General features: G+C 44.4%; 20 protein-coding genes and 12 tRNA genes. 30 read left to right on the top strand and 2 right to left on the bottom strand.

What is annotated here, in order from left to right:
* The first annotated feature begins 73 nt into the window (after positions 1–73).
* The 13 genes from HRQ85_RS22795 (at position 74) to HRQ85_RS22735 (ending at position 3,087) form a co-directional block, all read left to right on the top strand.
* A tRNA-Leu gene (locus HRQ85_RS22795) sits at positions 74–158 on the top strand.
* A gap of 30 nt (positions 159–188) precedes the next feature.
* Positions 189–263: transfer RNA gene (locus HRQ85_RS22790), tRNA-Gln, on the top strand.
* Positions 264–373: 110 nt separating this feature from the next.
* Positions 374–458 (top strand) — tRNA-Leu (locus tag HRQ85_RS22785).
* Positions 459–657: 199 nt separating this feature from the next.
* Positions 658–742: transfer RNA gene (locus HRQ85_RS22780), tRNA-Leu, on the top strand.
* Positions 743–772: 30 nt separating this feature from the next.
* Positions 773–847, top strand: a tRNA-Gln gene (locus tag HRQ85_RS22775).
* Positions 848–941: 94 nt separating this feature from the next.
* Positions 942–1,026 (top strand) — tRNA-Leu (locus HRQ85_RS22770).
* A gap of 30 nt (positions 1,027–1,056) precedes the next feature.
* Positions 1,057–1,131: transfer RNA gene (locus HRQ85_RS22765), tRNA-Gln, on the top strand.
* A gap of 108 nt (positions 1,132–1,239) precedes the next feature.
* Positions 1,240–1,324 (top strand) — tRNA-Leu (locus HRQ85_RS22760).
* Between the two features lie 30 nt (positions 1,325–1,354).
* Positions 1,355–1,429: transfer RNA gene (locus HRQ85_RS22755), tRNA-Gln, on the top strand.
* Positions 1,430–1,539: 110 nt separating this feature from the next.
* Positions 1,540–1,624 (top strand) — tRNA-Leu (locus HRQ85_RS22750).
* 32 nt (positions 1,625–1,656) lie between these two features.
* A tRNA-Met gene (locus HRQ85_RS22745) sits at positions 1,657–1,733 on the top strand.
* Positions 1,734–1,803: 70 nt separating this feature from the next.
* Positions 1,804–1,888: transfer RNA gene (locus tag HRQ85_RS22740), tRNA-Leu, on the top strand.
* Positions 1,889–2,046: 158 nt separating this feature from the next.
* Positions 2,047–3,087, top strand: coding sequence for a lactonase family protein (locus HRQ85_RS22735; protein WP_172380667.1), 1,041 nt, complete (start codon positions 2,047–2,049; stop codon positions 3,085–3,087).
* A 77-nt stretch (positions 3,088–3,164) separates the two neighbouring features.
* On the opposite strand, the gene HRQ85_RS22730 is transcribed toward HRQ85_RS22735, so the two are convergent.
* Positions 3,165–4,340 (bottom strand): 2-octaprenyl-3-methyl-6-methoxy-1,4-benzoquinol hydroxylase, encoded by a 1,176-nt coding sequence (locus HRQ85_RS22730; RefSeq protein WP_172380666.1) that lies wholly within the window; start codon positions 4,338–4,340, stop codon positions 3,165–3,167.
* Between the two features lie 318 nt (positions 4,341–4,658).
* Between HRQ85_RS22730 and miaB the strand changes: the two genes are divergently transcribed.
* From miaB to lnt, 5 genes are all read left to right on the top strand, one after another.
* The gene (miaB, locus tag HRQ85_RS22725) at positions 4,659–6,083 is read left to right on the top strand and encodes a tRNA (N6-isopentenyl adenosine(37)-C2)-methylthiotransferase MiaB (RefSeq protein ID WP_012603385.1); all 1,425 of its coding nucleotides are present in this window, start codon (positions 4,659–4,661) and stop codon (positions 6,081–6,083) included.
* A 163-nt stretch (positions 6,084–6,246) separates the two neighbouring features.
* Complete coding sequence (locus tag HRQ85_RS22720; RefSeq protein ID WP_048607945.1) at positions 6,247–7,368, top strand: PhoH family protein; 1,122 nt, start codon at positions 6,247–6,249, stop codon at positions 7,366–7,368.
* Positions 7,369–7,830 carry an rRNA maturation RNase YbeY gene (gene ybeY, locus HRQ85_RS22715; protein WP_012603383.1) on the top strand — a complete coding sequence of 154 codons (462 nt, stop codon included), beginning with the start codon at positions 7,369–7,371 and terminating at the stop codon, positions 7,828–7,830.
* A gap of 120 nt (positions 7,831–7,950) precedes the next feature.
* On the top strand, positions 7,951–8,841 hold the full coding sequence (gene corC, locus HRQ85_RS22710; RefSeq protein WP_012603382.1) for a CNNM family magnesium/cobalt transport protein CorC: 891 nt from the start codon (positions 7,951–7,953) through the stop codon (positions 8,839–8,841).
* Positions 8,842–8,873: 32 nt separating this feature from the next.
* A complete protein-coding gene (gene lnt / locus HRQ85_RS22705; RefSeq protein ID WP_172380665.1) occupies positions 8,874–10,391 on the top strand; it encodes an apolipoprotein N-acyltransferase in 1,518 nt (505 codons plus the stop codon).
* Between the two features lie 90 nt (positions 10,392–10,481).
* Here lnt and HRQ85_RS22700 read toward each other — a convergent pair whose 3' ends face one another.
* On the bottom strand, positions 10,482–10,952 hold the full coding sequence (locus HRQ85_RS22700; RefSeq protein WP_017062329.1) for a zinc ribbon-containing protein: 471 nt from the start codon (positions 10,950–10,952) through the stop codon (positions 10,482–10,484).
* 263 nt (positions 10,953–11,215) lie between these two features.
* Between HRQ85_RS22700 and leuS the strand changes: the two genes are divergently transcribed.
* The 12 genes from leuS (at position 11,216) to lipA (ending at position 23,993) form a co-directional block, all read left to right on the top strand.
* The gene (gene leuS / locus HRQ85_RS22695; protein WP_017068503.1) at positions 11,216–13,792 is read left to right on the top strand and encodes a leucine--tRNA ligase; all 2,577 of its coding nucleotides are present in this window, start codon (positions 11,216–11,218) and stop codon (positions 13,790–13,792) included.
* Positions 13,793–13,971: 179 nt separating this feature from the next.
* Entirely contained in the window at positions 13,972–14,625 is a 654-nt protein-coding gene (locus HRQ85_RS22690) for an LPS-assembly lipoprotein LptE (RefSeq protein ID WP_172380664.1), read from the top strand.
* Between the two features lie 12 nt (positions 14,626–14,637).
* A complete protein-coding gene (holA, locus tag HRQ85_RS22685) occupies positions 14,638–15,663 on the top strand; it encodes a DNA polymerase III subunit delta (protein WP_048607954.1) in 1,026 nt (341 codons plus the stop codon).
* A gap of 64 nt (positions 15,664–15,727) precedes the next feature.
* Positions 15,728–16,045, top strand: coding sequence for a ribosome silencing factor (rsfS, locus tag HRQ85_RS22680; protein ID WP_004735247.1), 318 nt, complete (start codon positions 15,728–15,730; stop codon positions 16,043–16,045).
* Positions 16,046–16,048: 3 nt separating this feature from the next.
* Complete coding sequence (gene rlmH, locus HRQ85_RS22675) at positions 16,049–16,519, top strand: 23S rRNA (pseudouridine(1915)-N(3))-methyltransferase RlmH (protein WP_004735246.1); 471 nt, start codon at positions 16,049–16,051, stop codon at positions 16,517–16,519.
* A 6-nt stretch (positions 16,520–16,525) separates the two neighbouring features.
* Positions 16,526–18,418 carry a penicillin-binding protein 2 gene (gene mrdA, locus HRQ85_RS22670; RefSeq protein ID WP_172380663.1) on the top strand — a complete coding sequence of 631 codons (1,893 nt, stop codon included), beginning with the start codon at positions 16,526–16,528 and terminating at the stop codon, positions 18,416–18,418.
* A complete protein-coding gene (gene rodA, locus HRQ85_RS22665; RefSeq protein ID WP_048607962.1) occupies positions 18,418–19,539 on the top strand; it encodes a rod shape-determining protein RodA in 1,122 nt (373 codons plus the stop codon). Before mrdA ends, rodA begins: the two co-directional genes overlap by 1 nt.
* A 3-nt stretch (positions 19,540–19,542) precedes the next feature.
* Entirely contained in the window at positions 19,543–20,382 is an 840-nt protein-coding gene (locus HRQ85_RS22660; protein WP_172380662.1) for a septal ring lytic transglycosylase RlpA family protein, read from the top strand.
* 93 nt (positions 20,383–20,475) lie between these two features.
* Entirely contained in the window at positions 20,476–21,657 is a 1,182-nt protein-coding gene (locus HRQ85_RS22655; RefSeq protein WP_017068508.1) for a serine hydrolase, read from the top strand.
* A gap of 232 nt (positions 21,658–21,889) precedes the next feature.
* Positions 21,890–22,168, top strand: a complete 279-nt coding sequence (ybeD, locus tag HRQ85_RS22650; RefSeq protein ID WP_026084358.1) for a DUF493 family protein YbeD — start codon at positions 21,890–21,892, stop codon at positions 22,166–22,168.
* 195 nt (positions 22,169–22,363) lie between these two features.
* Positions 22,364–23,023, top strand: coding sequence for a lipoyl(octanoyl) transferase LipB (gene lipB / locus HRQ85_RS22645; protein ID WP_004737632.1), 660 nt, complete (start codon positions 22,364–22,366; stop codon positions 23,021–23,023).
* 4 nt (positions 23,024–23,027) lie between these two features.
* Positions 23,028–23,993 carry a lipoyl synthase gene (gene lipA, locus HRQ85_RS22640; protein WP_017059920.1) on the top strand — a complete coding sequence of 322 codons (966 nt, stop codon included), beginning with the start codon at positions 23,028–23,030 and terminating at the stop codon, positions 23,991–23,993.
* Positions 23,994–24,124 lie beyond the last annotated feature (131 nt).

Here is a 24,124-nt window from a genome sequence, read left to right as displayed (position 1 = left end):
TTASTTAAGTTGTTAACTAAGAGCACAACGTTATTTCGAATCACCTATTGCGAGATAACTATATAGATTTGCTGCGGGCGTGGCGGAATTGGTAGACGCACCAGATTTAGGTTCTGGCGCCTAGAGGTGTGAGAGTTCAAGTCTCTCCGACCGCACCATTATTTAGATATCTTAAATGATATCATTGTTGGGCTATCGCCAAGCGGTAAGGCACTGGCTTTTGATGCCAGCATTCCCTGGTTCGAATCCAGGTAGCCCAGCCACTATTTAAAACTCTTTGTTTTTAGTTAGCTTGTTTTCAAGTTAAATATCAAACCAAGAGCACAACGTTACATCGAACCACCAATATTCGATATGACTATAAAGATTTGCTGCGGTCGTGGCGGAATTGGTAGACGCACCAGATTTAGGTTCTGGCGCCGAGAGGTGTGAGAGTTCAAGTCTCTCCGACCGCACCATTATTTAGATATCTTAAATGATATCATTGTTGGGCTTGCCCCTTATACACATCTGATGGTGCTTACTAATAGAGATGCCTGGTTCGAATCCAGGGCGCCCAGCCACTATTTAAAATCTTTGTTTAATTACTTAAGTTGTTAACTAAGAGCACAACGTTAYATCGAATCACCAATGTCGATATAACCATAAAGATTTGCTGCGGTCGTGGCGGAATTGGTAGACGCACCAGATTTAGGTTCTGGCGCCGAGAGGTGTGAGAGTTCAAGTCTCTCCGACCGCACCATTATTTAGATATCTTAAATGATATCATTGTTGGGCTATCGCCAAGCGGTAAGGCACTGGCTTTTGATGCCAGCATTCCCTGGTTCGAATCCAGGTAGCCCAGCCACTATTTAAACTCTTTGTTTAATTACTTAAGTTGTTAACTAAGAGCACAACGTTATTTCGAATCACCAATGTCGATATAACCATAAAGATTTGCTGCGGTCGTGGCGGAATTGGTAGACGCACCAGATTTAGGTTCTGGCGCCGAGAGGTGTGAGAGTTCAAGTCTCTCCGACCGCACCATTATTTAGATATCTTAAATGATATCATTGTTGGGCTATCGCCAAGCGGTAAGGCACTGGCTTTTGATGCCAGCATTCCCTGGTTCGAATCCAGGTAGCCCAGCCACTATTTAAACTCTTTGTTTTTACTTAGCTTRTTTTTAAGTTAAATAGCAAACCAAGAGCACAACGTTACATCGAATCACCAATGTCGATATAACYATAAAGATTTGCTGCGGTCGTGGCGGAATTGGTAGACGCACCAGATTTAGGTTCTGGCGCCGAGAGGTGTGAGAGTTCAAGTCTCTCCGACCGCACCATTATTTAGATATCTTAAATGATATCATTGTTGGGCTATCGCCAAGCGGTAAGGCACTGGCTTTTGATGCCAGCATTCCCTGGTTCGAATCCAGGTAGCCCAGCCACTATTTAAAACTCTTTGTTTTTAGTTAGCTTGTTTTCAAGTTAAATATCAAACCAAGAGCACAACGTTACATCGAACCACCAATATTCGATATGACTATAAAGATTTGCTGCGGTCGTGGCGGAATTGGTAGACGCACCAGATTTAGGTTCTGGCGCCGAGAGGTGTGAGAGTTCAAGTCTCTCCGACCGCACCATTATTTAATAATGAATCTATTAGATTTATTATGGCTACTTAGCTCAGTTGGTTAGAGCACATCACTCATAATGATGGGGTCGCAGGTTCAAATCCCGCAGTAGCCACCATTTTTTCTTTGAAACAAGAAGACAACGTTATTTCGAACCACCAATGTCGATATAACTATAAAGATTTGCTGCGGTCGTGGCGGAATTGGTAGACGCACCAGATTTAGGTTCTGGCGCCGAGAGGTGTGAGAGTTCAAGTCTCTCCGACCGCACCATCATTAAATAAAACCCAGCTTTTTAGCTGGGTTTTGTTTTATCTGGAATGTGCAAATCTGCTAGCCAAGTCACCAAGTATTCTCTTCTATAACCTCACTTTTAATACGATTTTATAAGACAATGTCAGCTCTATTTTCTAATTGAGTATGACTAGCCTATGAAAGCCCTCCCCTTAACGATCGGTTGCTACACAGATACACCAAGTAAAAGCCAAGGTGTTTATCAAACTCAGTTAGATCTAGAAACAGGAAAACTATTACCTCTAGAGCTGATCATCAAATGTACTAACCCCTCTTTTGTTACTGTAACAAAAACTGGGATCTATACTGCATCGGAAGTTGACCAGCAAAAACAGCCCCAGCTCCTTCATATACCTAATGTTGATTCACAGCTAACGCCCAATGCGAGCCTTATCTCGGGAGATCACCCTTGTCACGTCGCAATAGATCCACACAATAAGTTTGCTATCACGTCGCAATACTCATCAGGCACATTCGATATTTTTAGCTTAAGTATCAATGGCAGCATCGATAAGCGACTCAAAACAATCAAGATGGTTGGTTCCGGGCCGAACAAAGAGAGACAAACTAGCCCACATGCCCATCAATGTTTGTTCTTACAAAACTCACCACAGTTTGTAACTGTCGATCTCGGCACCGATCGCATCAACTTCTATTGCTTTGATGAAGAGCAAGAAGAATTCCTTGATGAGCCAATGCAGTCAATTAAAGCGCCCGCTGGCAATGGACCTCGCCACCTAGTCTTTAACAAAGCTGAAGACAGAGCCTATGTAATCTGTGAACTCTCTGAGACGTTACTGGTTTTGGAAAAGGTTTTAGGCATTTGGAATGTAGTGGAAGAGATTGATGCATTACCTAATATGGAGAAGGGAGAAGCCGCAGCTGCGATTAAGCTATCGCCTGATGAGCAATTCCTTTATGTGTCATGTCGACATCAATCAAGAATCAGCAGCTTCAAAATCGACTCTGAGAATCAAAAGCTGACTTTCATTGATAGCTACGACACTGCAGGTAAATTCCCAAGAGACTTCCATATAACTGACGATGGAAAATGGCTTATCGCAGCCAACCAGCACTCCAATAACATCACCTCATTCAAGCGAGATAATGAGGACGGGTCTTTAGTTTATACAGGGTATTGTTTAGAGATCGATGCACCGGTTTGCGTTACGCAGTAGTTATAGCATTCAACACCATACAAAAAAGGAGAGCATCTGCTCTCCTTTTCTTTATAAATAACCGGAACTAATCAAAATTAAAGACCCAAGGCGTATTTCAATACTTGAGTTTTAATCGGCCCAGAGTTCTCTGCGAGTTTTAGTGCGGCATTACGAACAAACTTGAGCGGACCAATGTCGTTGCTGAATGTCTTGTAGAAGAAATCCATGCCACTCTGCATCATTAAGTTATCGCCTCTTCTCATCACTTCATAGCGTCTTGCTACAGACTGATTTAATTCACTCTTTTCTTTGGTGACATTCAACAGTACTGATACATCTTTAAAGCCTAAGTTAACACCCTGTCCAGCCAAAGGGTTGATCGTATGCACAGAGTCCCCGACTAAAATACAGTTATTCTTCGAGTATGATTGAGCATGACGTCGTGTCAGAGGAAAAGAACCCGAATTCAAGACTTTGATATCACCTAACTCTTTAGGAAAGTGAGTAAGTACTTCATTTCGTAGTTTTTCAGGAGTCATTGCTGACAGTTGCTTAATACGCAGCGGAGAATCATACCAAACTAACGAGCCCTGCCCGACTTCTTGATCGTCAGAGGTTAGAGAACACAAAGGCAAAAATGAACGAGGGCCACTTGGTAGAAATTGCTGCCAAGTAATATCTTGCTGAGGTTGTTCTGTTTCTACATTGATAAGCATACAGTGTTGTCGATAATCCCAAGCCGTAATGCCAATTCCAGCTTGTTGACGAACGGCTGAATTCGCACCATCAGCACCAACCACCCACTTCGCAGATAACTCAACCCCAGATTGAAGCTTAACGATATTGGTTTCACCAAACTCAATCTCATCGAGCTTTTCTGGGCATAACAGTTCGAGATTGTCGTAGGCATCAAATTGAGACCATAAACCCAATTGAATAAGTCTGTTCTCAACAATGTAGCCTAAACGAGGCAAATCTAATGACGCAGCATCAAAACGAGTACGACACTCTGGGTGCTCCCACGTCTCTAAACGCTTATAAGAACACACTCGCATCGCTGCAATACTTTGCCATGCACCAAGATCTTCAAGCAAATCGACCGATGCTTGAGAAATCGCTGACACACGAATATCCATCGCTTGTGACTCATCAAAAGCTTGTGGGGCAAAACCTTCGATTACCGCAACACTCAGACCTTGCTTTGCAAAACCGATTGCTGTTGCTGCGCCAACCATGCCGCCACCGACTACCACAATATCGTAACTGTTCATATTTTGTACTTATCAGTTTGATTCTTTGACTGTTTTTGATTGTTTTTGATTGTACTTTTTCATAACTAACTTGTAACCAAAAACCTTATTCGAAAAAAGGGTTATCCCTTATGGCATATGGCGTTAACGATAATAAAAACCACTACATAAGAGATTTGTTCAGACTACTAGTCAGTCGGTTTTGAAACCAGTACAATACGCCGCTTGCCGCTAGAGCCTGTCATAAAATTGAATACCGAATTATGACAAACGGGACTAGCGGATGAATAATGGGCGATTTGCTCCCTTAAATTAAACTAACGATCGAGCGAACATATAATGAGTAAGAAACTGCTAATTAAAACTTGGGGCTGTCAGATGAATGAATATGATTCATCAAAAATGGCCGACCTGCTTAACGCTGCAAATGGCTATGAGCTAACTGAAGTACCTGAGGAAGCAGACGTACTACTATTGAATACTTGTTCTATCCGCGAAAAAGCGCAAGAAAAAGTATTCCACCAGCTTGGTCGTTGGAAAACGCTTAAAGATAAAAAAGAAGGTGTGGTGATCGGTGTGGGTGGCTGTGTAGCAACTCAAGAAGGTGATCACATTCGTCAACGTGCACCATACGTAGACGTTATCTTTGGCCCACAAACATTACACCGTTTGCCAGAGATGATTAAATCATCACTGTCTAACGAAAAGCCAGTAATGGATATCTCTTTCCCAGAGATCGAAAAGTTCGACAACCTGCCAGAGCCAAAAGCTGAAGGCGCGACGGCGTTCGTTTCTATCATGGAAGGTTGTTCTAAATACTGTACTTACTGCGTTGTACCATACACACGTGGTGAAGAAGTTAGCCGTCCAATGGATGATGTACTTTTCGAAGTTGCTCAACTTGCCGAGCAAGGCGTACGTGAAGTTAACCTGCTAGGTCAAAACGTAAACGCATACCGCGGTCCAACACACGAAGGCGATATCTGTTCATTCGCAGAACTGCTTCGTCTTGTTGCTTCTATCGACGGTATCGACCGTATTCGTTTCACAACAAGCCACCCGCTTGAGTTTGGTGACGACATCATTGAAGTTTACAAAGATACACCAGAGCTAGTGAGCTTCCTTCACCTACCAGTACAAAGTGGTAGTGACCGTATTCTTACGATGATGAAACGCCCACATACGGCTATCGAGTACAAATCTATTATCCGTAAACTGCGTAAAGCTCGTCCTGACATTCAAATCAGCTCTGACTTTATTGTTGGTTTTCCTGGTGAGTCTAAGCAAGACTTCCAAGATACAATGAAGCTAATTAAAGAAGTTGATTTCGATATGAGCTTCAGCTTTGTTTTCTCTCCACGTCCAGGCACGCCAGCGGCAGATTACCCATGTGATGTACCAGCACAAGAGAAGAAAGATCGTCTATACGAACTACAACAAACGGTAAACACACAAGCTATGCGCTTCTCTCGTCTAATGTTAGGCACAGAGCAACGTATCCTTGTTGAAGGCCCATCAAGAAAGAACCTAATGGAACTTCGTGGCCGTACAGAAAACAGCCGTGTTGTGAACTTCGAAGGTTCTGCAGACCTAATCGGTCAGTTCGTAGATGTGAAGATCACTGAGGTTTACACCAACTCACTACGTGGTGAGCTAGTTCGCACAGAAAAAGACATGGGTCTACGCGTTGTTATGACTCCAGCAGAAATGATGGAAAAAACAAAACGTGAAGACGAGCTAGGTGTAGCAACATTTACGCCATAGGCAATACAACTGTTTGAGCACAAAGCGCAAACACAAAGCTTGAAATTACCTAACTAAGTGACCATCTTAGAAATAGGGATATCACCATCAGAAGCCCGGTCTAAATCGGGCTTTTTGCTCTTTGTTTTATTTAAGAGTGAGTGGCACAAAATGAGAGGCTAATTTGAGCAATAAAATCGTTACCTTAGAGATAAATCTAGAGCCAGCAGACAACAAGCGCTTGGCAAGTTTATGCGGACCATTTGACGACAACATCAAGCATCTTGAGCGTCGTCTGGGCGTTGAGATTAATTACCGTAGCAACTTTTTCACGATTGTCGGTAAGCCTCATACTACAGCCGCAGCTTTAGACATCATCAAACACCTCTATGTTGAAACGGCTCCAGTTAAAGGCAACATAATCGATATCGAACCAGAGCAAATACATCTGGCGATCACCGAGTCAGGCATTTTGGAGCAACACGTCGAGTCTGAAATTGACTACGGCAAAGAAGTGACTATTAAGACTAAAAAAGGCGTTATCAAACCTCGAACGCCAAACCAAGCACAGTACCTAATGAACATGGTGACTCATGACATCACCTTTGGTATTGGGCCAGCAGGTACAGGTAAAACCTACTTAGCCGTTGCTGCAGCAGTTGATGCACTTGAACGCCAAGAGGTTCGCCGAATCCTACTGACTCGCCCTGCTGTTGAAGCTGGTGAGAAGCTTGGTTTCCTACCTGGTGATTTAAGCCAGAAAGTAGACCCATATTTACGTCCACTTTACGATGCACTGTTTGAGATGCTTGGCTTTGAGCGAGTTGAGAAGCTGATTGAACGTAACGTAATTGAAGTTGCGCCACTGGCTTACATGCGTGGTCGTACATTGAATGATGCGTTTATCATTCTTGATGAGAGCCAAAACACCACGGTAGAACAGATGAAGATGTTCTTAACCCGTATCGGTTTTAACTCACGCGCTGTAATCACTGGTGATATTACGCAAATCGATTTACCTCGTGGGGCAAAGTCAGGCTTACGTCATGCGACTGAAGTGCTCAATGAAGTCGACGACATTAGCTTCAACTTCTTTATGTCTGAAGACGTCGTTCGTCACCCTGTGGTTGCCCGTATCGTCAACGCGTACGAGAAGTGGGAAGCAAAAGACCAGAAAGAGCGCAAAGAGTTTGAAAAGCGTAAACGTGAAGAGCGCGAAGCCAAACTTCTTGAGGCTCAGCAGGCAGTTACGACACAATTAGCAACACAAAATAGTTCTGTAATTGCAGAACAAGGTGATAAATAGATGTCTATTGAACTAGACCTGCAATTAGCGGTCGAAAATGAGCAAGGTCTTCCAACTGAGCAAGATATTCAGCTTTGGTTGGACAAGACCATTCCTCAGTTTCAAGAGAACGCTGAGTTGACGGTTCGTATCGTTGATACACAAGAAAGCCACCAGCTCAATCATGAATATCGTGGCAAAGACAAGCCAACTAACGTGTTGTCTTTTCCATTCGAGGCTCCTCCAGGGATCGAGTTAGATCTACTGGGCGACCTCATTATCTGCCGTCAAGTTGTCGAAAAAGAAGCAGAAGAGCAAAGTAAGCCTCTGCTAGCACACTGGGCTCATATGGTTGTACATGGCAGTCTGCATCTGCTAGGTTATGATCATATCGAAGATGATGAAGCTGAAGAGATGGAGTCACTCGAGACAGAAATCATGCAATCTATGGGGTTTGAAGACCCTTACATTCTAGAAAAGTAAATTGATTCTAGTAAAGTAGGTTGCAGAGAAACAATAACTCATCGAACCTGTGATTTTCGCAGGAATCTGAGTTGTAACGTGTGCTATCACACTTCTGATAGCGTTATTTTTTGAGAAATCATGAACGAAGGTAACCCCCCCACTTCTGAGGGAAGTAAAAAATCTGAAGGTCCGAGTAGAAAGTCCTTCTTTGAACGCCTAGGCCAACTATTTCAAGGTGAAGTAAAAGATCGCCAAGAGCTCGTAGATGTAATCCGCGACTCAGAAATTAATGACCTAATTGACCACGACACACGCGACATGCTCGAGGGTGTTATGGAAATTTCAGAGATGCGAGTACGCGATATCATGCTGCCTCGCTCTCAAATGGTTACAGTTGAACGCACCGATGATCTAGATACATTGATTGCGCTCATTACTGATGCTCAACACTCTCGCTACCCAGTGATCAGTGAAGATAAAGACCATGTTGAAGGCATTCTATTAGCGAAGGACCTACTTAAGTATTTGGGTTCAGAAAGTGCCCCATTTGATATCGAACAAGTGATTCGCCCTGTCGTGGTTGTTCCTGAAAGTAAGCGAGTTGATCGCCTGCTTAAGGAGTTCCAAGAAGAGCGTTACCACATGTCTATCGTTGTCGATGAGTTTGGCGGAGTTTCTGGCCTGGTAACCATTGAAGATATCCTCGAAGAAATCGTTGGTGAAATTGAAGACGAGTTCGACGATGAAGAAGAGTTAGATATTCGTAAGCTGAGTAAGCATACCTTCTCTGTAAAAGCTTTAACCACTATTGAAGAGTTCAACGATACGTTTAACACTGCCTTTAGTGACGATGAAGTGGATACAGTAGGCGGCATGGTTATGACAGCACTCGGTCACCTGCCGGTTCGTGGCGAAATTGTAGAAATCGAAAACTACCATTTCAAAATAACATCAGCAGATAACCGTCGTGTGATTCAGCTACAGGTAACCATTCCTGACGAACAGCCTCTTCCGACTATCGAAGAATAACAACTTCTCTCTAAAGAGATGACAGAAATTAGATGACTAAGACCTTTATTCATCGCCTATTACGGCCGCTTGCGGCCGTTTTTGTTGGCGCTATAACCACCCTTTCATTCGCTCCATACTCTATATGGCCTCTTGCTATTCTCAGCCCAGCTTTGTTGCTGTTACTGATCCACAACCGCTCTCCTAAAAGTGCGCTTTGGATTGGCTACGCATGGGGTTTAGGTCAATTCACCACAGGTATCAGCTGGGTATACGTCAGCATTGATGGTTTTGGCGGCATGCCACTGGCAGCCAACCTATTTTTGATGGCATTGCTTGTTGGCTACCTAGCCGTTTATTCCGGCCTATTTACCTGGAGTTTGAACAAGTTCTTCCCTGCCAATAATCTAAGCCGCTTTTTCCTCGCAGCTCCTGCATTGTGGTTAATCAGCGATTGGCTGCGTGGCTGGGTAATGACGGGGTTCCCTTGGCTTTGGTTAGGCTACAGTCAAATCGATTCGCCATTGGGGTCATTTGCACCGATTGGCGGTGTCGAGTTAATTACTCTAGTGATCATTGTTTCAGCCTCTGCATTCGCTTATGCGATTGTTAACCGGGCATGGAGTATCGCTATCATTCCCGCCGTCGTATTTAGCGCAGGTTTTGGTATTCGAAATATCGATTGGGTCACGCCTAACCCTGAAAAAACAACATCAGTGGTATTGATTCAAGGTAATGTCGATCAAGATAGCAAATGGCTGCCGAGTCATCGCTGGCCGACCATGATGAAGTACACCGACTTAAGCAGAGAAAATTGGGACGCGGATATCATCATCTGGCCTGAAGCCGCTATCCCTGCGTTTGAGGTAGAAATTCCTTCTTTCCTACGTAACTTAGATAGCGCAGCGAAGATGAATAACAGCTCGATCATCACTGGTGTGCTTAATCAGTCTGAAGATAAGAAATACTACAACAGTATTCTTTCTCTCGGCGTGAACCCATATGGTGAATACAGCTACGATCCTGACGAACGCTACCATAAACATCACCTATTGCCGTTTGGTGAATTTGTACCGTTTGAAGATATCTTACGCCCATTAGCGCCTTTCTTTAATTTGCCGATGTCATCATTCAGCCGTGGCGATTTTGTTCAACCCAACATAGTGGCAAATGGTCGTCACTTAGCGCCGGCACTGTGTTATGAGATCATCTTTAATGATCAAGTTAGACAGAACGTAACCGACGAGACTGACTTTATTTTAACGCTCTCTAACGATGCGTGGTTTGGTCGTTCGATTGGCCCTCTGCAACATATGGAAATTGCACAGATGCGTGCTCTGGAGCTTGGTAAGCCGGTTATTCGCTCGACCAACAACGGTGTGACGGCAGTTACTGATTACAAAGGCAATATAATCAAGCAAGTGCCTCAGTTTGAAACGGCAGTGTTAAAAGCTGAACTCATTTCAACGGATGGTCAAACGCCTTATCACACAGTAGGTACTTGGCCACTGTATATCTGGGCGATGCTCAGCTTGGTGATTGGTTGGATAATTAGAAAGCCAAAAATCTAGATTCGACGAAAAGTGATTTGAGGGTTGACTGATTGGGTCAACCCTTTTTCATTGCTGTGGTTTTACGTTGATACGCTATGGTTCAGAAGCTTACGGTTTAAGGGCTTTACGACTAAACCCTTTAGAACCACATTTAATGCATGGAATGATATTGGTTGGGTGGTTATATTCGGTTTGGTGACCACACTCGTCACATACTAAGGTGCCCAAGCCAATGACTTCACCCGCTTGATACAAGCCTTGGTGTTCTAAGTCTTGGAACAGTTCAACCCACTCCACCTTAGTACGATCAGTAATATCCAACAGCCCTTGCCAAATAGAGTCCGCAATCATCAAATAGAATGGACCGCTTTTACTCTCTTCATAGCTTTCGGAAAACTCTTTTAAGTCCGACTTCACGTAGGCAGAGATCAATGAAAGCTCATCTTTAGTCATATCATTAGCTGCTTTCGCAAACTTGCCCGACGTTTCGATTTTGTTGTTGAGCTCTTCAGGGCTATGCTTCAGCGTTTCAATCACCTCTTCGACGACTTCTTCATAGAGCGCTTTTTTCTTCGGCATAACAACCTCCTTAAGATAACCAACCTTTTAGTGAGCAAACGGATGCGCTGCAATGCACTCCCGCTTACAAACAAATGCAATTCATACTCTTAAGTATAGTTGCCCTGCGAAATTCAGTGAAAATTACACAATCTACTAGGCAGCAACTGCAAGTATGAAGGGTATAACTATTGTTGTACTCAGCTCCTTTAGGTATTCTATGACGATCTGTAAGATTCTGTTCTAACCGAACTCACAAATTCCAAGATAACCGGATACCATCGATGCAAGAACAATATAACCCGCAAGAGATTGAACAAAAGGTTCAACAACACTGGGATAACAGCGAGACTTTCGTTGTAAGTGAAGACCCAAACAAAGAAAAATTCTACTGTCTTTCTATGTTCCCTTACCCAAGTGGCCGACTGCACATGGGTCACGTGCGTAACTACACCATCGGTGATGTGGTATCTCGTTTCCAACGTCTACAAGGCAAAAACGTAATGCAGCCAATTGGTTGGGATGCATTCGGCCTACCAGCAGAAAATGCAGCTGTTAAAAACAACACAGCACCTGCACCATGGACTTACGAAAACATTGAGTACATGAAGAACCAACTGAAGCTTCTAGGCTTTGGTTACGACTGGAACCGTGAATTCGCAACCTGTACTCCAGAGTACTACCGTTGGGAACAAGAGTTCTTCACTAAGCTTTACGAAAAAGGCCTGGTTTACAAGAAGACTTCTTCTGTGAACTGGTGTCCAAACGACCAAACTGTACTGGCAAATGAGCAAGTAGAAGACGGTTGTTGCTGGCGTTGTGACACTCCAGTAGAGCAAAAGAAAATTCCACAGTGGTTTATTAAAATCACTGAGTACGCTCAAGAGCTACTAGACGATCTAGACAACCTTGAAGGTTGGCCTGAAATGGTTAAGACCATGCAGCGCAACTGGATCGGCCGCTCTGAAGGTGTTGAGCTATCTTTCGCTGTTAACGGCGAAGAAGCACCATTAGAAGTGTACACAACACGTCCAGATACACTAATGGGTGTTTCTTACGTTGGTATCGCTGCAGGTCACCCTCTTGCAGAGAAAGCATCGAAGAACAACCCAGAGCTTGCTGCATTCGTTGAAGAGTGTCGTAACACTAAAGTTGCTGAAGCTGAACTCGCAACGATGGAAAAGAAAGGTATGGATACTGGCCTAACGGCTATCCACCCTCTTAACGGTCGTGTTGTTCCTGTATACGTAGCAAACTTCGTACTGATGGATTACGGCACAGGTGCGGTAATGGCGGTTCCTGCTCACGATCAACGTGACTACGAGTTCGCAACTAAGTACGGCATCGATATCATCCCAGTAATCAAACCTGAAGATGGTTCTGAACTGGACGTTTCTGAAGCGGCTTACACAGAGAAAGGTGTTCTGTTCGATTCTGGTGAATTCGATGGTCTTGCGTTCCAAGAAGCATTCGATGCAATTGCTGCGAAGCTTGAAGCTGAAGGCAAAGGTAAGAAGACAGTAAACTTCCGTCTACGTGACTGGGGTGTATCTCGTCAGCGTTACTGGGGTGCTCCAATCCCAATGGTAACCACTGAAGACGGTGAAGTTCACCCAGTACCAGCAGACCAACTGCCAGTCATTCTTCCTGAAGATGTAGTAATGGATGGCGTAACTAGCCCAATCAAGGCAGACAAGTCTTGGGCTGAAACAACATTCAACGGCGAACCAGCTCTACGTGAGACTGACACGTTCGATACGTTTATGGAGTCTTCTTGGTACTACGCACGTTACTGTTCTCCACAAGCAGACGACATTCTAGATCCAGAGAAAGCAAACTACTGGCTACCCGTTGACCAATACGTTGGTGGTATCGAGCACGCGTGTATGCACCTGCTTTACTCTCGTTTCTTCCATAAGCTTCTACGTGATGCTGGTTACGTGACGTCTGACGAACCGTTCAAGCAACTACTGTGTCAAGGCATGGTTCTGGCTGACGCTTTCTATCACGAAAACGAAAAAGGCACCAAAGAGTGGATTGCACCGACTGACGTAACGGTTGAACGTGACGGAAAAGGTCGCATTGAAAAAGCAGTCGACGATCAAGGCCGTGAAGTTGAACACTCAGGCATGATCAAAATGTCTAAGTCTAAGAACAACGGTATCGACCCACAAGAGATGGTAGACAAGTACGGCGCTGATACAGTACGTCTATTCATGATGTTTGCATCACCTGCAGATATGACGCTTGAGTGGCAAGAGTCTGGCGTTGAAGGTGCTAACCGCTTCCTTAAACGTGTTTGGAAATTGGTTCACGCTCACTCTTCTAAGGGTGCTGCTGAATCTGTTGATGCTTCTGCGCTATCTGGCGACCAAAAAGCACTTCGTCGTGATATCCACAAGACTATCGCGAAAGTAACGGACGATATTGGCCGCCGCCAAACGTTCAACACGGCAATCGCTGCAATCATGGAACTGATGAACAAGCTGGCGAAAGCTCCTCAAGAATCTGTACAAGATCGTGCAATCCTTGATGAAGCACTAAAAGCGGTAGTACGCATGCTTTACCCAATGACTCCACACATCTCTTACGAAATGTGGATTGCACTTGGTGAATCAAACGTAGACTCAGCAACATGGCCAACTTTCGATGAGAAAGCGCTAGTTGAAGACGAGAAAACTATCGTTGTCATGATCAACGGTAAGCTACGTGCGAAACTAACCGTTGCAGCTGATGCAACAGAAGAGCAAGTTCGTGAGCTTGGTCTAAACGATGAGAACGCTAAAAAGTTCCTAGATGGCTTAACTATCCGTAAAGTTATCTTCGTACCAGGTAAGCTTCTAAACATCGTTGCTAACTAATTTCGTTAGCACAATGCAATTGCTAAAGAATTAACGAACTTAATTCATCAAAAGCAGTCTGTAGACAGGGTAACTAATTGCCCTGTCTACTTATTTAAGCGCTTTAGACTTGAGCCTAACCACTCAAACGAATTAAAGCCTTTAAATAAGTATTCTACCTTCATGAGAGCCATCAAATAATGCGCCTGATTTCACTATCTTCATTGAAAGTTACTGTTGTTGTTTTAACCGTCAGCCTATTAAGTGCCTGTGGTTTCCACCTACGTGGTGATTACTCCGTACCAGAAGAACTCAACAAGATCTCCGTAACCAGTTACGACCAATACAGTACGTTTACACGTATGATGAAAGGTCAACTGCGTATGAATGATGTAGAAATTGTGCCACCGGCTGAAAATACCCCTAACCTGCATATTATTAGTGAAGGTGTTGGTGAGCGAACTCTGTCTCTATACCAAAACACTCGCGCAGCTGAAATTGAGCTAACGTTCTATGCTTCATACCGTGTAACTATCCCAGACCTTGGCTCAAAGACATTCTCAACCAGCGTAACCCGTAGTTACCTAGATAACCCGCTGACTGCACTTGCGAAGTCGGTTGAACGAGACATGATCGAAGATGAGATGCGTAAGTTGGCAACAAGCCAAATCCTTCGTCAGATGGCTCGACTAAAAGCGAACATTGCAGCTGATAGCATGGATCTAGATGCACTAGAGCACGTTCAAGTGAAAGAACTCGAAAAGCAATACAACATCAAGAATGTTGAAATTGACGACGTTGAGACCATACCAGCTTCAGAAGAACAACCAACACTTAGTGATTCGGCTGAGTAATAGGTTTATTTGATGCGTATTTTTGCTGACCGCTTATCAGAGCAACTGGCTAAACAGTTGAGTAATGTTTACCTAATTTTTGGTAACGAACCTCTACTACTGCAAGAGAGCCGAGAAGCGATTCAAAAGGCTGCAAAACAACAAGGCTTTGAAGAACGTCATCGCTTTGCGATTGATAGCAGTCTCGACTGGAATCAAGTCTACGACTGCACTCAAGCACTGAGCCTATTCTCTAGCCGTCAGGTCATCGAGCTTGAACTGCCAGAGTCAGGCGTCAATGCCGCAATAGCAAAAGAGCTACTCGCAATCTCCGAGCATATCCACAGTGATATCTTGTTGATTTTGGTAGGCACTAAGCTCACTAAAGCTCAAGAAAGCGCTAAGTGGTTTAAGGCACTTTCGAATCAGGGTCACTGGGTCAGCTGCCTAACGCCCGATGTCAGTCGGTTACCTCAGTTTGTCCAAGCACGCTGCCGTCAAATCGGTTTAACGCCAGATCCTGAAGCGATTCAAATGCTGGCGCAATGGCATGAGGGTAATCTATTTGCTCTGACCCAAAGCCTAGAAAAACTGGCTCTCCAATACCCAGATGGAAAACTCACGTTAGTACGCTTAGAAGAATCGCTGAGTCGACACAACCATTTTACTCCATTCCATTGGAGTGATGCGTTATTGGCAGGCAAAGGAAACCGTGCACAACGAATCCTACGTCAACTAGAAGCCGAAGGTGTCGAACCCGTCATTTTATTGCGTAGCATACAACGTGAGCTTGCTCTGCTGTTACAGATGCAGCAACAAATGAAACAGATGCCGATTGGCCAGGTCTTCGAGAAACACCGTATCTGGCAATCTAAAAAGCCTCTTTATAACGCCGCGCTAACAAGAGTTTCGATTTCTCAATTACACTCTTTGTTCGCGTTGCTCACTCAAGCTGAATTGATGACAAAAACTCAATATGAGCAGTCGCCTTGGCCACTAATTCATCAGTTAAGCGTAGAGTTTTGTATCCCTTCAGCTTCAATACCATTTCACGCATAAAAGCGTGGTATATTCTAGGGTCAACAGCCCCTAAAAAGCTAAATTCAGATTAAAGGAACACCCCGTGTTACGTGAAGAACTAAAAGATTTTCTTGCAGACAAAGCCGACGACATGAAAGCAGAATCGATTGTGACTATCGATGTAGAAGGTAAATCAAGCGTTACTGATTACATGATTGTTTGTACTGGTACGTCTAAGCGCCATGTTGCTTCTATTGCACAGCATGTTGCTGATGAAGTACGTAAAGCAGGTATGCAGCCACTAGGCATGGACGGCCAGCAAGAAGGTGAATGGGTTGTTCTAGATATGGGCACAAGCATGCTTCACGTTATGCAAGAAGAACACCGTGAACTGTATCAACTAGAAAAACTTTGGGGCTAAGCTTTGAAGATCCAATTAATCGCAGTTGGCACAAAAATGCCGAAGTGGGTTGAAGAAGGCTTTAAAGAATACAAACGCCGCTTCCCTCATGATATGCCATTAGAGCTCATTGAAATCACTGCGGGAAAGCGCGGTAAAAATGCGGATATTGCACGCATTCTTCAAAAAGAAGGCGAAGCAATGTTGGCAGCGGTTCCAAAAGGCAACCGCATTGTCACGCTTGATATCCCAGGTAAAAAGTGGGACACCCCACAACTGGCAGAGCAATTGGAAAGTTGGAAATTGGATGGACGCGACGTTTCTATCCTTATCGGCGGGCCTGAAGGATTAGCACCTGCATGTAAAGCGGCTGCAGACCAAAGTTGGTCTCTGTCTGCGCTTACTCTCCCTCACCCATTAGTACGCGTTATCATGGCTGAAAGCTTGTATCGAGCTTGGAGCATCACTGCTAACCACCCTTATCATCGAGAATAAGCGTTAATGTTACGTAAACGTAGCCAAATCCGTGATTACAAAGCAGAAGCACGACTATTTACTAATCGTGCTTTTGTTGCGTTTGCGGGGATCATAGTCATGATATCGATGTTGGTTGTTAACCTGTACAACATTCAGGTCAATCAATATCAAGACTATAAAACCCGCTCTAACGATAACCGCATCAAGGTCGTTCCAATCGCCCCTAACCGTGGTTTGATTTACGATCGTAATGGTGTACTTCTTGCCGAAAATCGCCCGGTTTTCAACCTAGAAATCACGCCAGAAAAAATCAAAGATATGGATGACTCGCTCGTCCGTCTACAAGAATTAATCGAGATCCCGCCAGAGCGCATTGAACGATTTGATCGTGATCGTCGCAATTCACGACGCTTCAAGTCAGTACCTATTCTGAATCAGCTTACCGAAGAACAAGTTGCGATCTTCTCTGTAAATCAACATAAGTTCCCAGGCGTTGAAGTTACAGGTACGCTAAAACGTTTCTACCCTTATGGTGATGTGTTAACTCACGTGATTGGCTACGTATCGCGCATCAATGACCGTGATATGCAGCGCCTGGTTCGCGAAGAGAAAGACGCCAATTACCAAGCCACTCGCGACATCGGTAAACTTGGTATTGAGCGCTACTACGAAGACATGCTTCACGGTACCGCTGGCTATCAAGAAGTCGAAGTTAACAGCCGTGGACGAGTGATCCGTACTCTAAAATTTGTACCGTCGGTTCCGGGTAAAGATATCGTGCTCAACTTGGATATCAAGCTACAACTATATGTACATAAGTTACTTGATGGCCGCCGTGGCTCAGCTATCGTTCTCGACCCGAAAGACAATGGCGTGTTAGCCATGGTATCTAGCCCAAGCTACGACCCAAATGCATTCGTACATGGTATTTCGTCTAAAGGTTATAACGCCCTGCTTCAAGACAAAGACCGCCCTTTGGTTAACCGTGCAACGCTAGGTATTTATCCACCAGCATCGACGATCAAGCCATTCATTGCTGTTGCGGCTCTGCAAGAAGGTGTGATTACACCTAATACAACGCGTAATGACCCAGGTTATTGGAAGATCCCTAATTCAAAAACAAGACCATTCCGTGACTGGTTGCGTTGGGGACACGGGGTCGTTGATATCGAGAAAGCGATTGAAGAGTCAGTGGATACTTTCTTTTACCAAATTGCTTATGATCTCGGCATTGATCGCATATCCAAATGGATGATGATGTTCGGCTTTGGTGATTATACTGGCATCGATATTTATGAAGAGAGCAAAGCCAATATGCCAACTCGTGATTGGAAGATGGCAAGACACCGTGTGCCTTGGTACCAAGGTGACACCATCCCAGTTGGCATTGGCCAAGGCTACTGGACTGCAACACCAATGCAGATTGCAAAAGCCACATCAGTTTTGGTCAATGAAGGTGAAGTAACCGCACCTCACCTACTTCGTTCAACCATTGATAACGGTCGTCCATTCGATGAACAAATCATGTCGGACATTGAAACTTACCCACCGCTAACCGGGGTTAAGAAGAAGTATTGGGATATCGCTCAGGAAGGTATGAGGCTGGCTAACCACGGTAAGAAAGGTACGGCAAGACGTTCATTCCAGAAGATGTCTTACCAAACCGCTGGTAAATCGGGTACCGCGCAGGTATTCGGCTTAAAAGAAGATGAAGAGTACAACGCGGATGAAATCGCAGAGCACTTACGCGATCACGCCCTCTTTACGGGTTACGCGCCTTTTGAAGATCCTGAAGCCGTCGTGACTATCGTTCTAGAGAACGCAGGTGGCGGTTCTTCTAACGGCGGCCCAGTAGTAAGAAGGATTTTAGACCATATTATCCTTGCAGAAGATTATCAAAGTGAGCCAATTAAATAATGAAACTTGATCCTTCAACTGGACGAAATAGAGCCCTATTCGAAAGGCTGCATATCGACCTGCCGCTATTGCTTGGCATTCTGGTTTTAATGGGCTTTGCCCTACTGATCATGTATAGCGCAAGCGGACAAAGCCTTGCGATGATGGATCGCCAGGCGATGCGTATGGCTCTGTCTTTAGGTGTGATGATCTTCCTAGCGCAAATCTCACCTCGCACTTATGAGACCTTGGCACCACTGCTGTTTGCAGGTGGTGTCATCTTGCTATTAGGCGTGTTGTTCTTTGGTGAAGCCTCTAAAGGTGCACAGCGTTGGTTAAACTTCGGCTTTGTTCGATTCCAACCCTCAGAGCTATTAAAGCTCGCGGTGCCTTTGATGCTGGCACGATTTATCGGTAAGCGCTCACTTCCGCCCACCTTCCAAACATTAGCGATCTCGCTAGTGATGGTGTTTGTACCGACGATTCTAATCGCAAAGCAACCTGACCTAGGTACATCTATCCTTATCGCCGCATCTGGTATCTTCGTGATATTCCTGGCAGGTATCAGTTGGAAAATCATAGCTAGCGCTGCAATCGCGTTGGGGGCATTTATCCCAATCTTATGGTTCTTCTTGATGCGTGAATATCAAAAGGTACGTGTAAGAACCCTCTTTGATCCTGAATCAGATCCATTAGGTGCGGGTTACCACATCATTCAAAGTAAGATTGCGATAGGTTCGGGCGGTATATCTGGAAAAGGTTGGCTGCAAGGCACTCAATCTCAACTGGAGTTCATCCCAGAGCGTCATACCGACTTCATTTTTGCGGTCATCGCCGAAGAGTGGGGCATGATTGGTATATTGTTCTTGCTTGCTATTTACTTGTTTATTATTGGACGTGGCTTAGTGCTTGCGAGCCAAGCTCAAACCGCATTCGGTCGAATGATGGGCGGCAGTATTGTACTGAGCTTCTTCGTTTATATTTTTGTAAACATTGGCATGGTAAGTGGCATTCTACCTGTGGTTGGTGTTCCTCTTCCTCTAGTCAGTTATGGCGGTACTTCAATGGTTACCCTTATGGCTGGTTTTGGTATTTTAATGTCGATACATACACACAGAAAAGCATTCTCAAAGGCGACCTAATCGATGTCTATTACAACGTTTCTAAAAAAAGCATCCTTGGTTGAAGAGCTGCCAATCAAAAAAATAGTCTCTATCTTGGGGCTAGCGATTTTAATCAATGGTTGTTCTTCAAAACAGCCAACAGGGCGCTACGATATTGATTCAGATATTGCACCAGACGCACCGATCTCAGTAGAGCATCTCGAGGATGCTCACCCTCAATATGAACCTTATAGTTTAGGTGGTAACACGGATTACACTTTGCGTGGCGAAGACTACAAGATCGTAAAGAAGACCGAAGGGTTTACTGAGAAAGGCAAAGCCTCTTGGTACGGTAAGAAATTTCATGGTCACTTAACGTCTAATGGCGAGATCTACGACATGTATTCGATGTCTGCGGCGCACAAAACATTGCCAATTCCAAGCTATGTAAAAGTGACGAATATCGACAATAACAAAACGACGATTGTTCGTATCAATGACCGCGGCCCATTCCATGAAGGCCGAATCATTGACCTTAGTTATGCGGCAGCTTACAAACTCGATGTATTGAGAACCGGCACGGCAAATGTTGAGATTGAAGTCATTACTGTGGCTATGCCAACCGACGCAAATAAAAAGGCTGCTTTACCGCAATTTATTATTCAAGTCGCAACATCTCCGCATGAAGATAGAACCGAAAAGTTAGCTAAAGATCTAGCCGAAAAGCTAGAAGTAGCAACGTTCTTGCAGCCAAATGATGACAACTACCGTCTGATGATTGGGCCATTTCATGACTATGCTCTGACTCAAGAGAAATTAGAACAAGTTAAGCTAATGGGTTACCCGTCAGCTTATATAAAAAAACACACCCTAACTCGCTAATTAATCTAACAGTTACTTCTGGTAATCAGCGCTCTGGTGTGACAGAGTGATTCTGTTAATATATGAATAGTTCACCAAATAATTGCATTCAAAATGATTAAATCTAATAAACTTGTTAAATCGATTTTTGCTACTTCTGTTGCTCTTTCTGCAACGATAGCTACATCGTCATTCGCCGCTCCTATTGTTGTTCCTGATGCACCTCAAATCGCCGCTAAAGGTTTTGTTCTGATGGATTACCATTCAGGCAAAGTACTAGCAGAGAAAGAGATGAATACTCAGCTTTCTCCAGCAAGTTTAACCAAGATGATGACGAGCTACGTGATCGGCCAAGAGCTCGATCGTGGCAACATCAACCTGAACGACGATGTTGTAATCAGTGAAAATGCTTGGGCTAAAAACTTCCCAGATTCATCTAAGATGTTCGTTGAAGTTGGCACTACGGTAAAAGTTGAAGAACTGAACCGCGGTATCATCATTCAATCAGGTAACGATGCATGTGTTGCTATGGCTGAACACATCGCTGGCTCTGAAGATGCATTCGTTGATCTAATGAACGCTTGGGCAAGCTCTATCGGCATGAAAGACACGCACTTTGCTAACGTGCACGGTCTAGACAACCCGAACCTATACTCAACGCCTTACGATATGGCGCTACTTGGTCAGGCACTGATTCGCGACGTACCAGACGAGTACCGTATCTACTCAGAGAAGAAATTCACATACAACGGCATCACCCAATACAACCGTAACGGTCTGTTATGGGATAAGAGCATGAACGTTGATGGCATCAAAACGGGCCACACAAGCAATGCAGGTTACAGCCTAGTAAGCTCAGCGACAGAAGGCAAAATGCGCCTAGTTGCTGTAGTTATGGGCACCAAGAATGCGAATGCTCGTAAAACAGAAAGCAAAAAACTGCTTAGCTACGGCTTCCGCTTCTTTGAAACAGTGGCACCACACACAGCCGGTGAAACCTTCGTAGAAGAGAAGATCTGGATGGGTAGCAAGGACACAGTTGCGCTAGGTGTCGACGAAGATACGTTCGTGACGCTTCCTCGTGGTCAAGCTAAGAACCTGAAGGCAAGCTTTGTTCTTGAGAAAGAGCTAGAAGCGCCAATCAGCAAAGGGGATGTGGTTGGTAAACTATTCTACCAAGTAGACGGTGAAGACGTTGCTGAATACCCACTACTAGCACTTGAAGATGTAGACCAAGGCAGCCTATTCAGCCGTCTATGGGACTACCTAGTTCTTCTGTTCAAGGGTTTATTCTAAACAAGCCAAAGGTTTGTTCTAGGTAAAACCTAAGCTTGTTGTATAGCTAACCTAATGAGTAAGTTCATGATTTACTCATTAGTGAACCAAAAGCCGCCATGTGCGGCTTTTGTTGATCTTGAGTTCGGTGATATTTACACGTAATATTCCGCCTTATTACTCGTGTCTGTTGACCGAACACGCTTTTTATCGACATTTCGCCAATTTGCGAGAGTCTAGCCTTTTGGAGCTAATCATGAACATCAATTCTGATGCAAAACTAAAAGACCTCTTAGAGTTCCCTTGTTCATTCACTTACAAAGTAATGGGCCACGCTAAGCCAGAACTGACTGAGCTAGTACTAGAAGTGATCCAGCGCCACGCTCCTGGTGACTATAGCCCAACACTAAAACCGAGTGCGAAAGGCAACTACCACTCTGTTTCTATCAATATTACTGCGACTTCAATTGAACAAGTAGAAACTCTTTATAAAGAACTGGGCGAGATCGAAATCGTTCGTATGGTTCTGTAATCTCCGATTACACATGAAAAACAGCGGCTTATTGCCGCTGTTTTTGTTTAAAGCCCCGTAAAGAACTCAAATTCACTCAACTTAATTTTCAATAAATACAAAGAAAGTTGAAAAACCTTGCAGTCCGTCTGTAGTTAGAATCATGTTTCGCGTTTATAATGCGTTCACTTTATTAATCCTTGAGGGAGTGCAGCTTTGCAAAATAAGCTAATCGTAAAAAAATTAGGCCGTCAGGATTACGAACCTGTATGGAAAGCCATGCATAAGTTCACAGACGAACGCACGGAAGAAGACGTAGACCAAGTTTGGTTGGTTGAGCACAACCCTGTCTTCACTCAAGGACAAGCAGGCAAAGCTGAGCATGTATTAAATGCCGGTGATATCCCTGTAATACAAAGCGATCGCGGTGGCCAAGTGACTTATCACGGCCCAGGCCAATTAGTGGCTTACTTTCTGATTAACATCCGCCGCAAGAAATTCGGAGTGCGTGATTTGGTTACTCATATCGAGAACCTCGTAATCAATACTCTGAAAGCTTACAATATAGATTCAGCTGCCCGACCTGACGCTCCTGGTGTTTATGTCGATGGCAAGAAAATCTGTTCACTCGGATTACGTATTCGACGTGGCTGCTCGTTCCACGGGCTAGCACTCAACGTCGATATGGACCTGTCTCCATTCCTACGTATTAACCCATGTGGTTACCAAGGTATGGAAATGGCGCAGGTAAGCCAACTCGGCGGACCAAGTGAACTAGAAAACGTTGAGCAACAGTTAATACAAGAGCTCGTAGAGCTACTCGGCTATGACCAAGTAGACATTCAAGCCACCAGTAACATTACAGCAGAAGCATAAAATCATGAGCAAACCAATCCAAATGGAAAAAGGCGTTAAATATCGTGACGCTGACAAAATGGCATTAATTCCCGTAAAGAATATGCCTGCTGAACAGAAAGAAGTTCTACGTAAACCTGAATGGATGAAGATTAAACTTCCTTCAGACAGCCATCGTATTCAAGAAATCAAATCAGCAATGCGCAAAAACAACCTGCACTCAGTTTGTGAAGAAGCGTCTTGCCCTAACCTAGCCGAGTGTTTCAACCACGGTACGGCAACGTTTATGATTCTTGGCGCTATCTGTACTCGTCGCTGCCCGTTCTGTGATGTTGCCCATGGTCGTCCTGTTGCTCCTGAAGCTGAAGAGCCGAAGAAACTGGCTAAGACGATTAAAGACATGAAACTGAAGTACGTTGTAATCACTTCAGTTGACCGTGATGACTTGCGTGACGGCGGTGCTCAGCACTTTGCTGACTGTAACCGTGAGATTCGCGAACTAAACCCAAATATTCGTATCGAAACTCTGGTTCCAGACTTCCGCGGTCGTATGGACGTTGCACTTGATCTAATGAAAGACAACCCGCCAGATGTTTTCAACCACAACCTAGAGACAGCGCCACGTCTATACCGTAAAGCGCGTCCAGGTGCGAACTACAAGTGGTCTCTTGATCTACTGAAGAAATTCAAAGAGCAGCACCCTGATATCCCAACAAAATCAGGTGTGATGATGGGTCTTGGTGAGACAAAAGAAGAGATCGTTCAAGTACTGAAAGACCTTCGTGAACATGGTGTGACGATGCTGACACTAGGCCAATACCTAGCACCAAGCCGTCACCACTTACCAGTAGAACGCTACGTGCCGCCTTCTGAGTTCGATGAGCTGAAAGAGATTGCTCTAGAGCTAGGCTTCACTCACGCAGCGTGTGGCCCGTTTGTACGTTCTTCTTACCATGCAGACTTGCAAGCTCAAGGTATGGAAATCAAGTAATCACGATTGCTGAACGAACACTACAAAGGCGCTGAATATTATGTTCAGCGCCTTTTTTCTATCTTGTTCGTGCTGCTATAGCTTTATATTAAAACAACAAAGCCACTCTTATGAGTGGCCTTGTGCTTAAT

This window comes from Vibrio sp. Vb339 (genome assembly GCF_902751245.1).
GTDB lineage: Bacteria > Pseudomonadota > Gammaproteobacteria > Enterobacterales > Vibrionaceae > Vibrio > Vibrio coralliirubri.
This window is presented reverse-complemented; position numbering and strand designations above follow the sequence as displayed.

Excerpts from the sequence above, each read along its gene's own strand:
- rodA (WP_048607962.1), top strand. The coding sequence starts at position 18,418 with ATGAAACTTGATCCTTCAACTGGACGAAATAGAGCCCTATTCGAAAGG.
- HRQ85_RS22660 (WP_172380662.1), top strand. The coding sequence starts at position 19,543 with ATGTCTATTACAACGTTTCTAAAAAAAGCATCCTTGGTTGAAGAGCTG.
- HRQ85_RS22655 (WP_017068508.1), top strand. The coding sequence starts at position 20,476 with ATGATTAAATCTAATAAACTTGTTAAATCGATTTTTGCTACTTCTGTT.
- HRQ85_RS22735 (WP_172380667.1), top strand. The coding sequence starts at position 2,047 with ATGAAAGCCCTCCCCTTAACGATCGGTTGCTACACAGATACACCAAGT.
- HRQ85_RS22730 (WP_172380666.1), bottom strand. The coding sequence starts at position 4,340 with ATGAACAGTTACGATATTGTGGTAGTCGGTGGCGGCATGGTTGGCGCA.
- lnt (WP_172380665.1), top strand. The coding sequence starts at position 8,874 with ATGACTAAGACCTTTATTCATCGCCTATTACGGCCGCTTGCGGCCGTT.
- holA (WP_048607954.1), top strand. The coding sequence starts at position 14,638 with ATGCGTATTTTTGCTGACCGCTTATCAGAGCAACTGGCTAAACAGTTG.
- corC (WP_012603382.1), top strand. The coding sequence starts at position 7,951 with ATGAACGAAGGTAACCCCCCCACTTCTGAGGGAAGTAAAAAATCTGAA.
- miaB (WP_012603385.1), top strand. The coding sequence starts at position 4,659 with ATGAGTAAGAAACTGCTAATTAAAACTTGGGGCTGTCAGATGAATGAA.
- lipA (WP_017059920.1), top strand. The coding sequence starts at position 23,028 with ATGAGCAAACCAATCCAAATGGAAAAAGGCGTTAAATATCGTGACGCT.
- leuS (WP_017068503.1), top strand. The coding sequence starts at position 11,216 with ATGCAAGAACAATATAACCCGCAAGAGATTGAACAAAAGGTTCAACAA.
- HRQ85_RS22690 (WP_172380664.1), top strand. The coding sequence starts at position 13,972 with ATGCGCCTGATTTCACTATCTTCATTGAAAGTTACTGTTGTTGTTTTA.
- mrdA (WP_172380663.1), top strand. The coding sequence starts at position 16,526 with ATGTTACGTAAACGTAGCCAAATCCGTGATTACAAAGCAGAAGCACGA.
- ybeY (WP_012603383.1), top strand. The coding sequence starts at position 7,369 with ATGTCTATTGAACTAGACCTGCAATTAGCGGTCGAAAATGAGCAAGGT.
- HRQ85_RS22700 (WP_017062329.1), bottom strand. The coding sequence starts at position 10,952 with ATGCCGAAGAAAAAAGCGCTCTATGAAGAAGTCGTCGAAGAGGTGATT.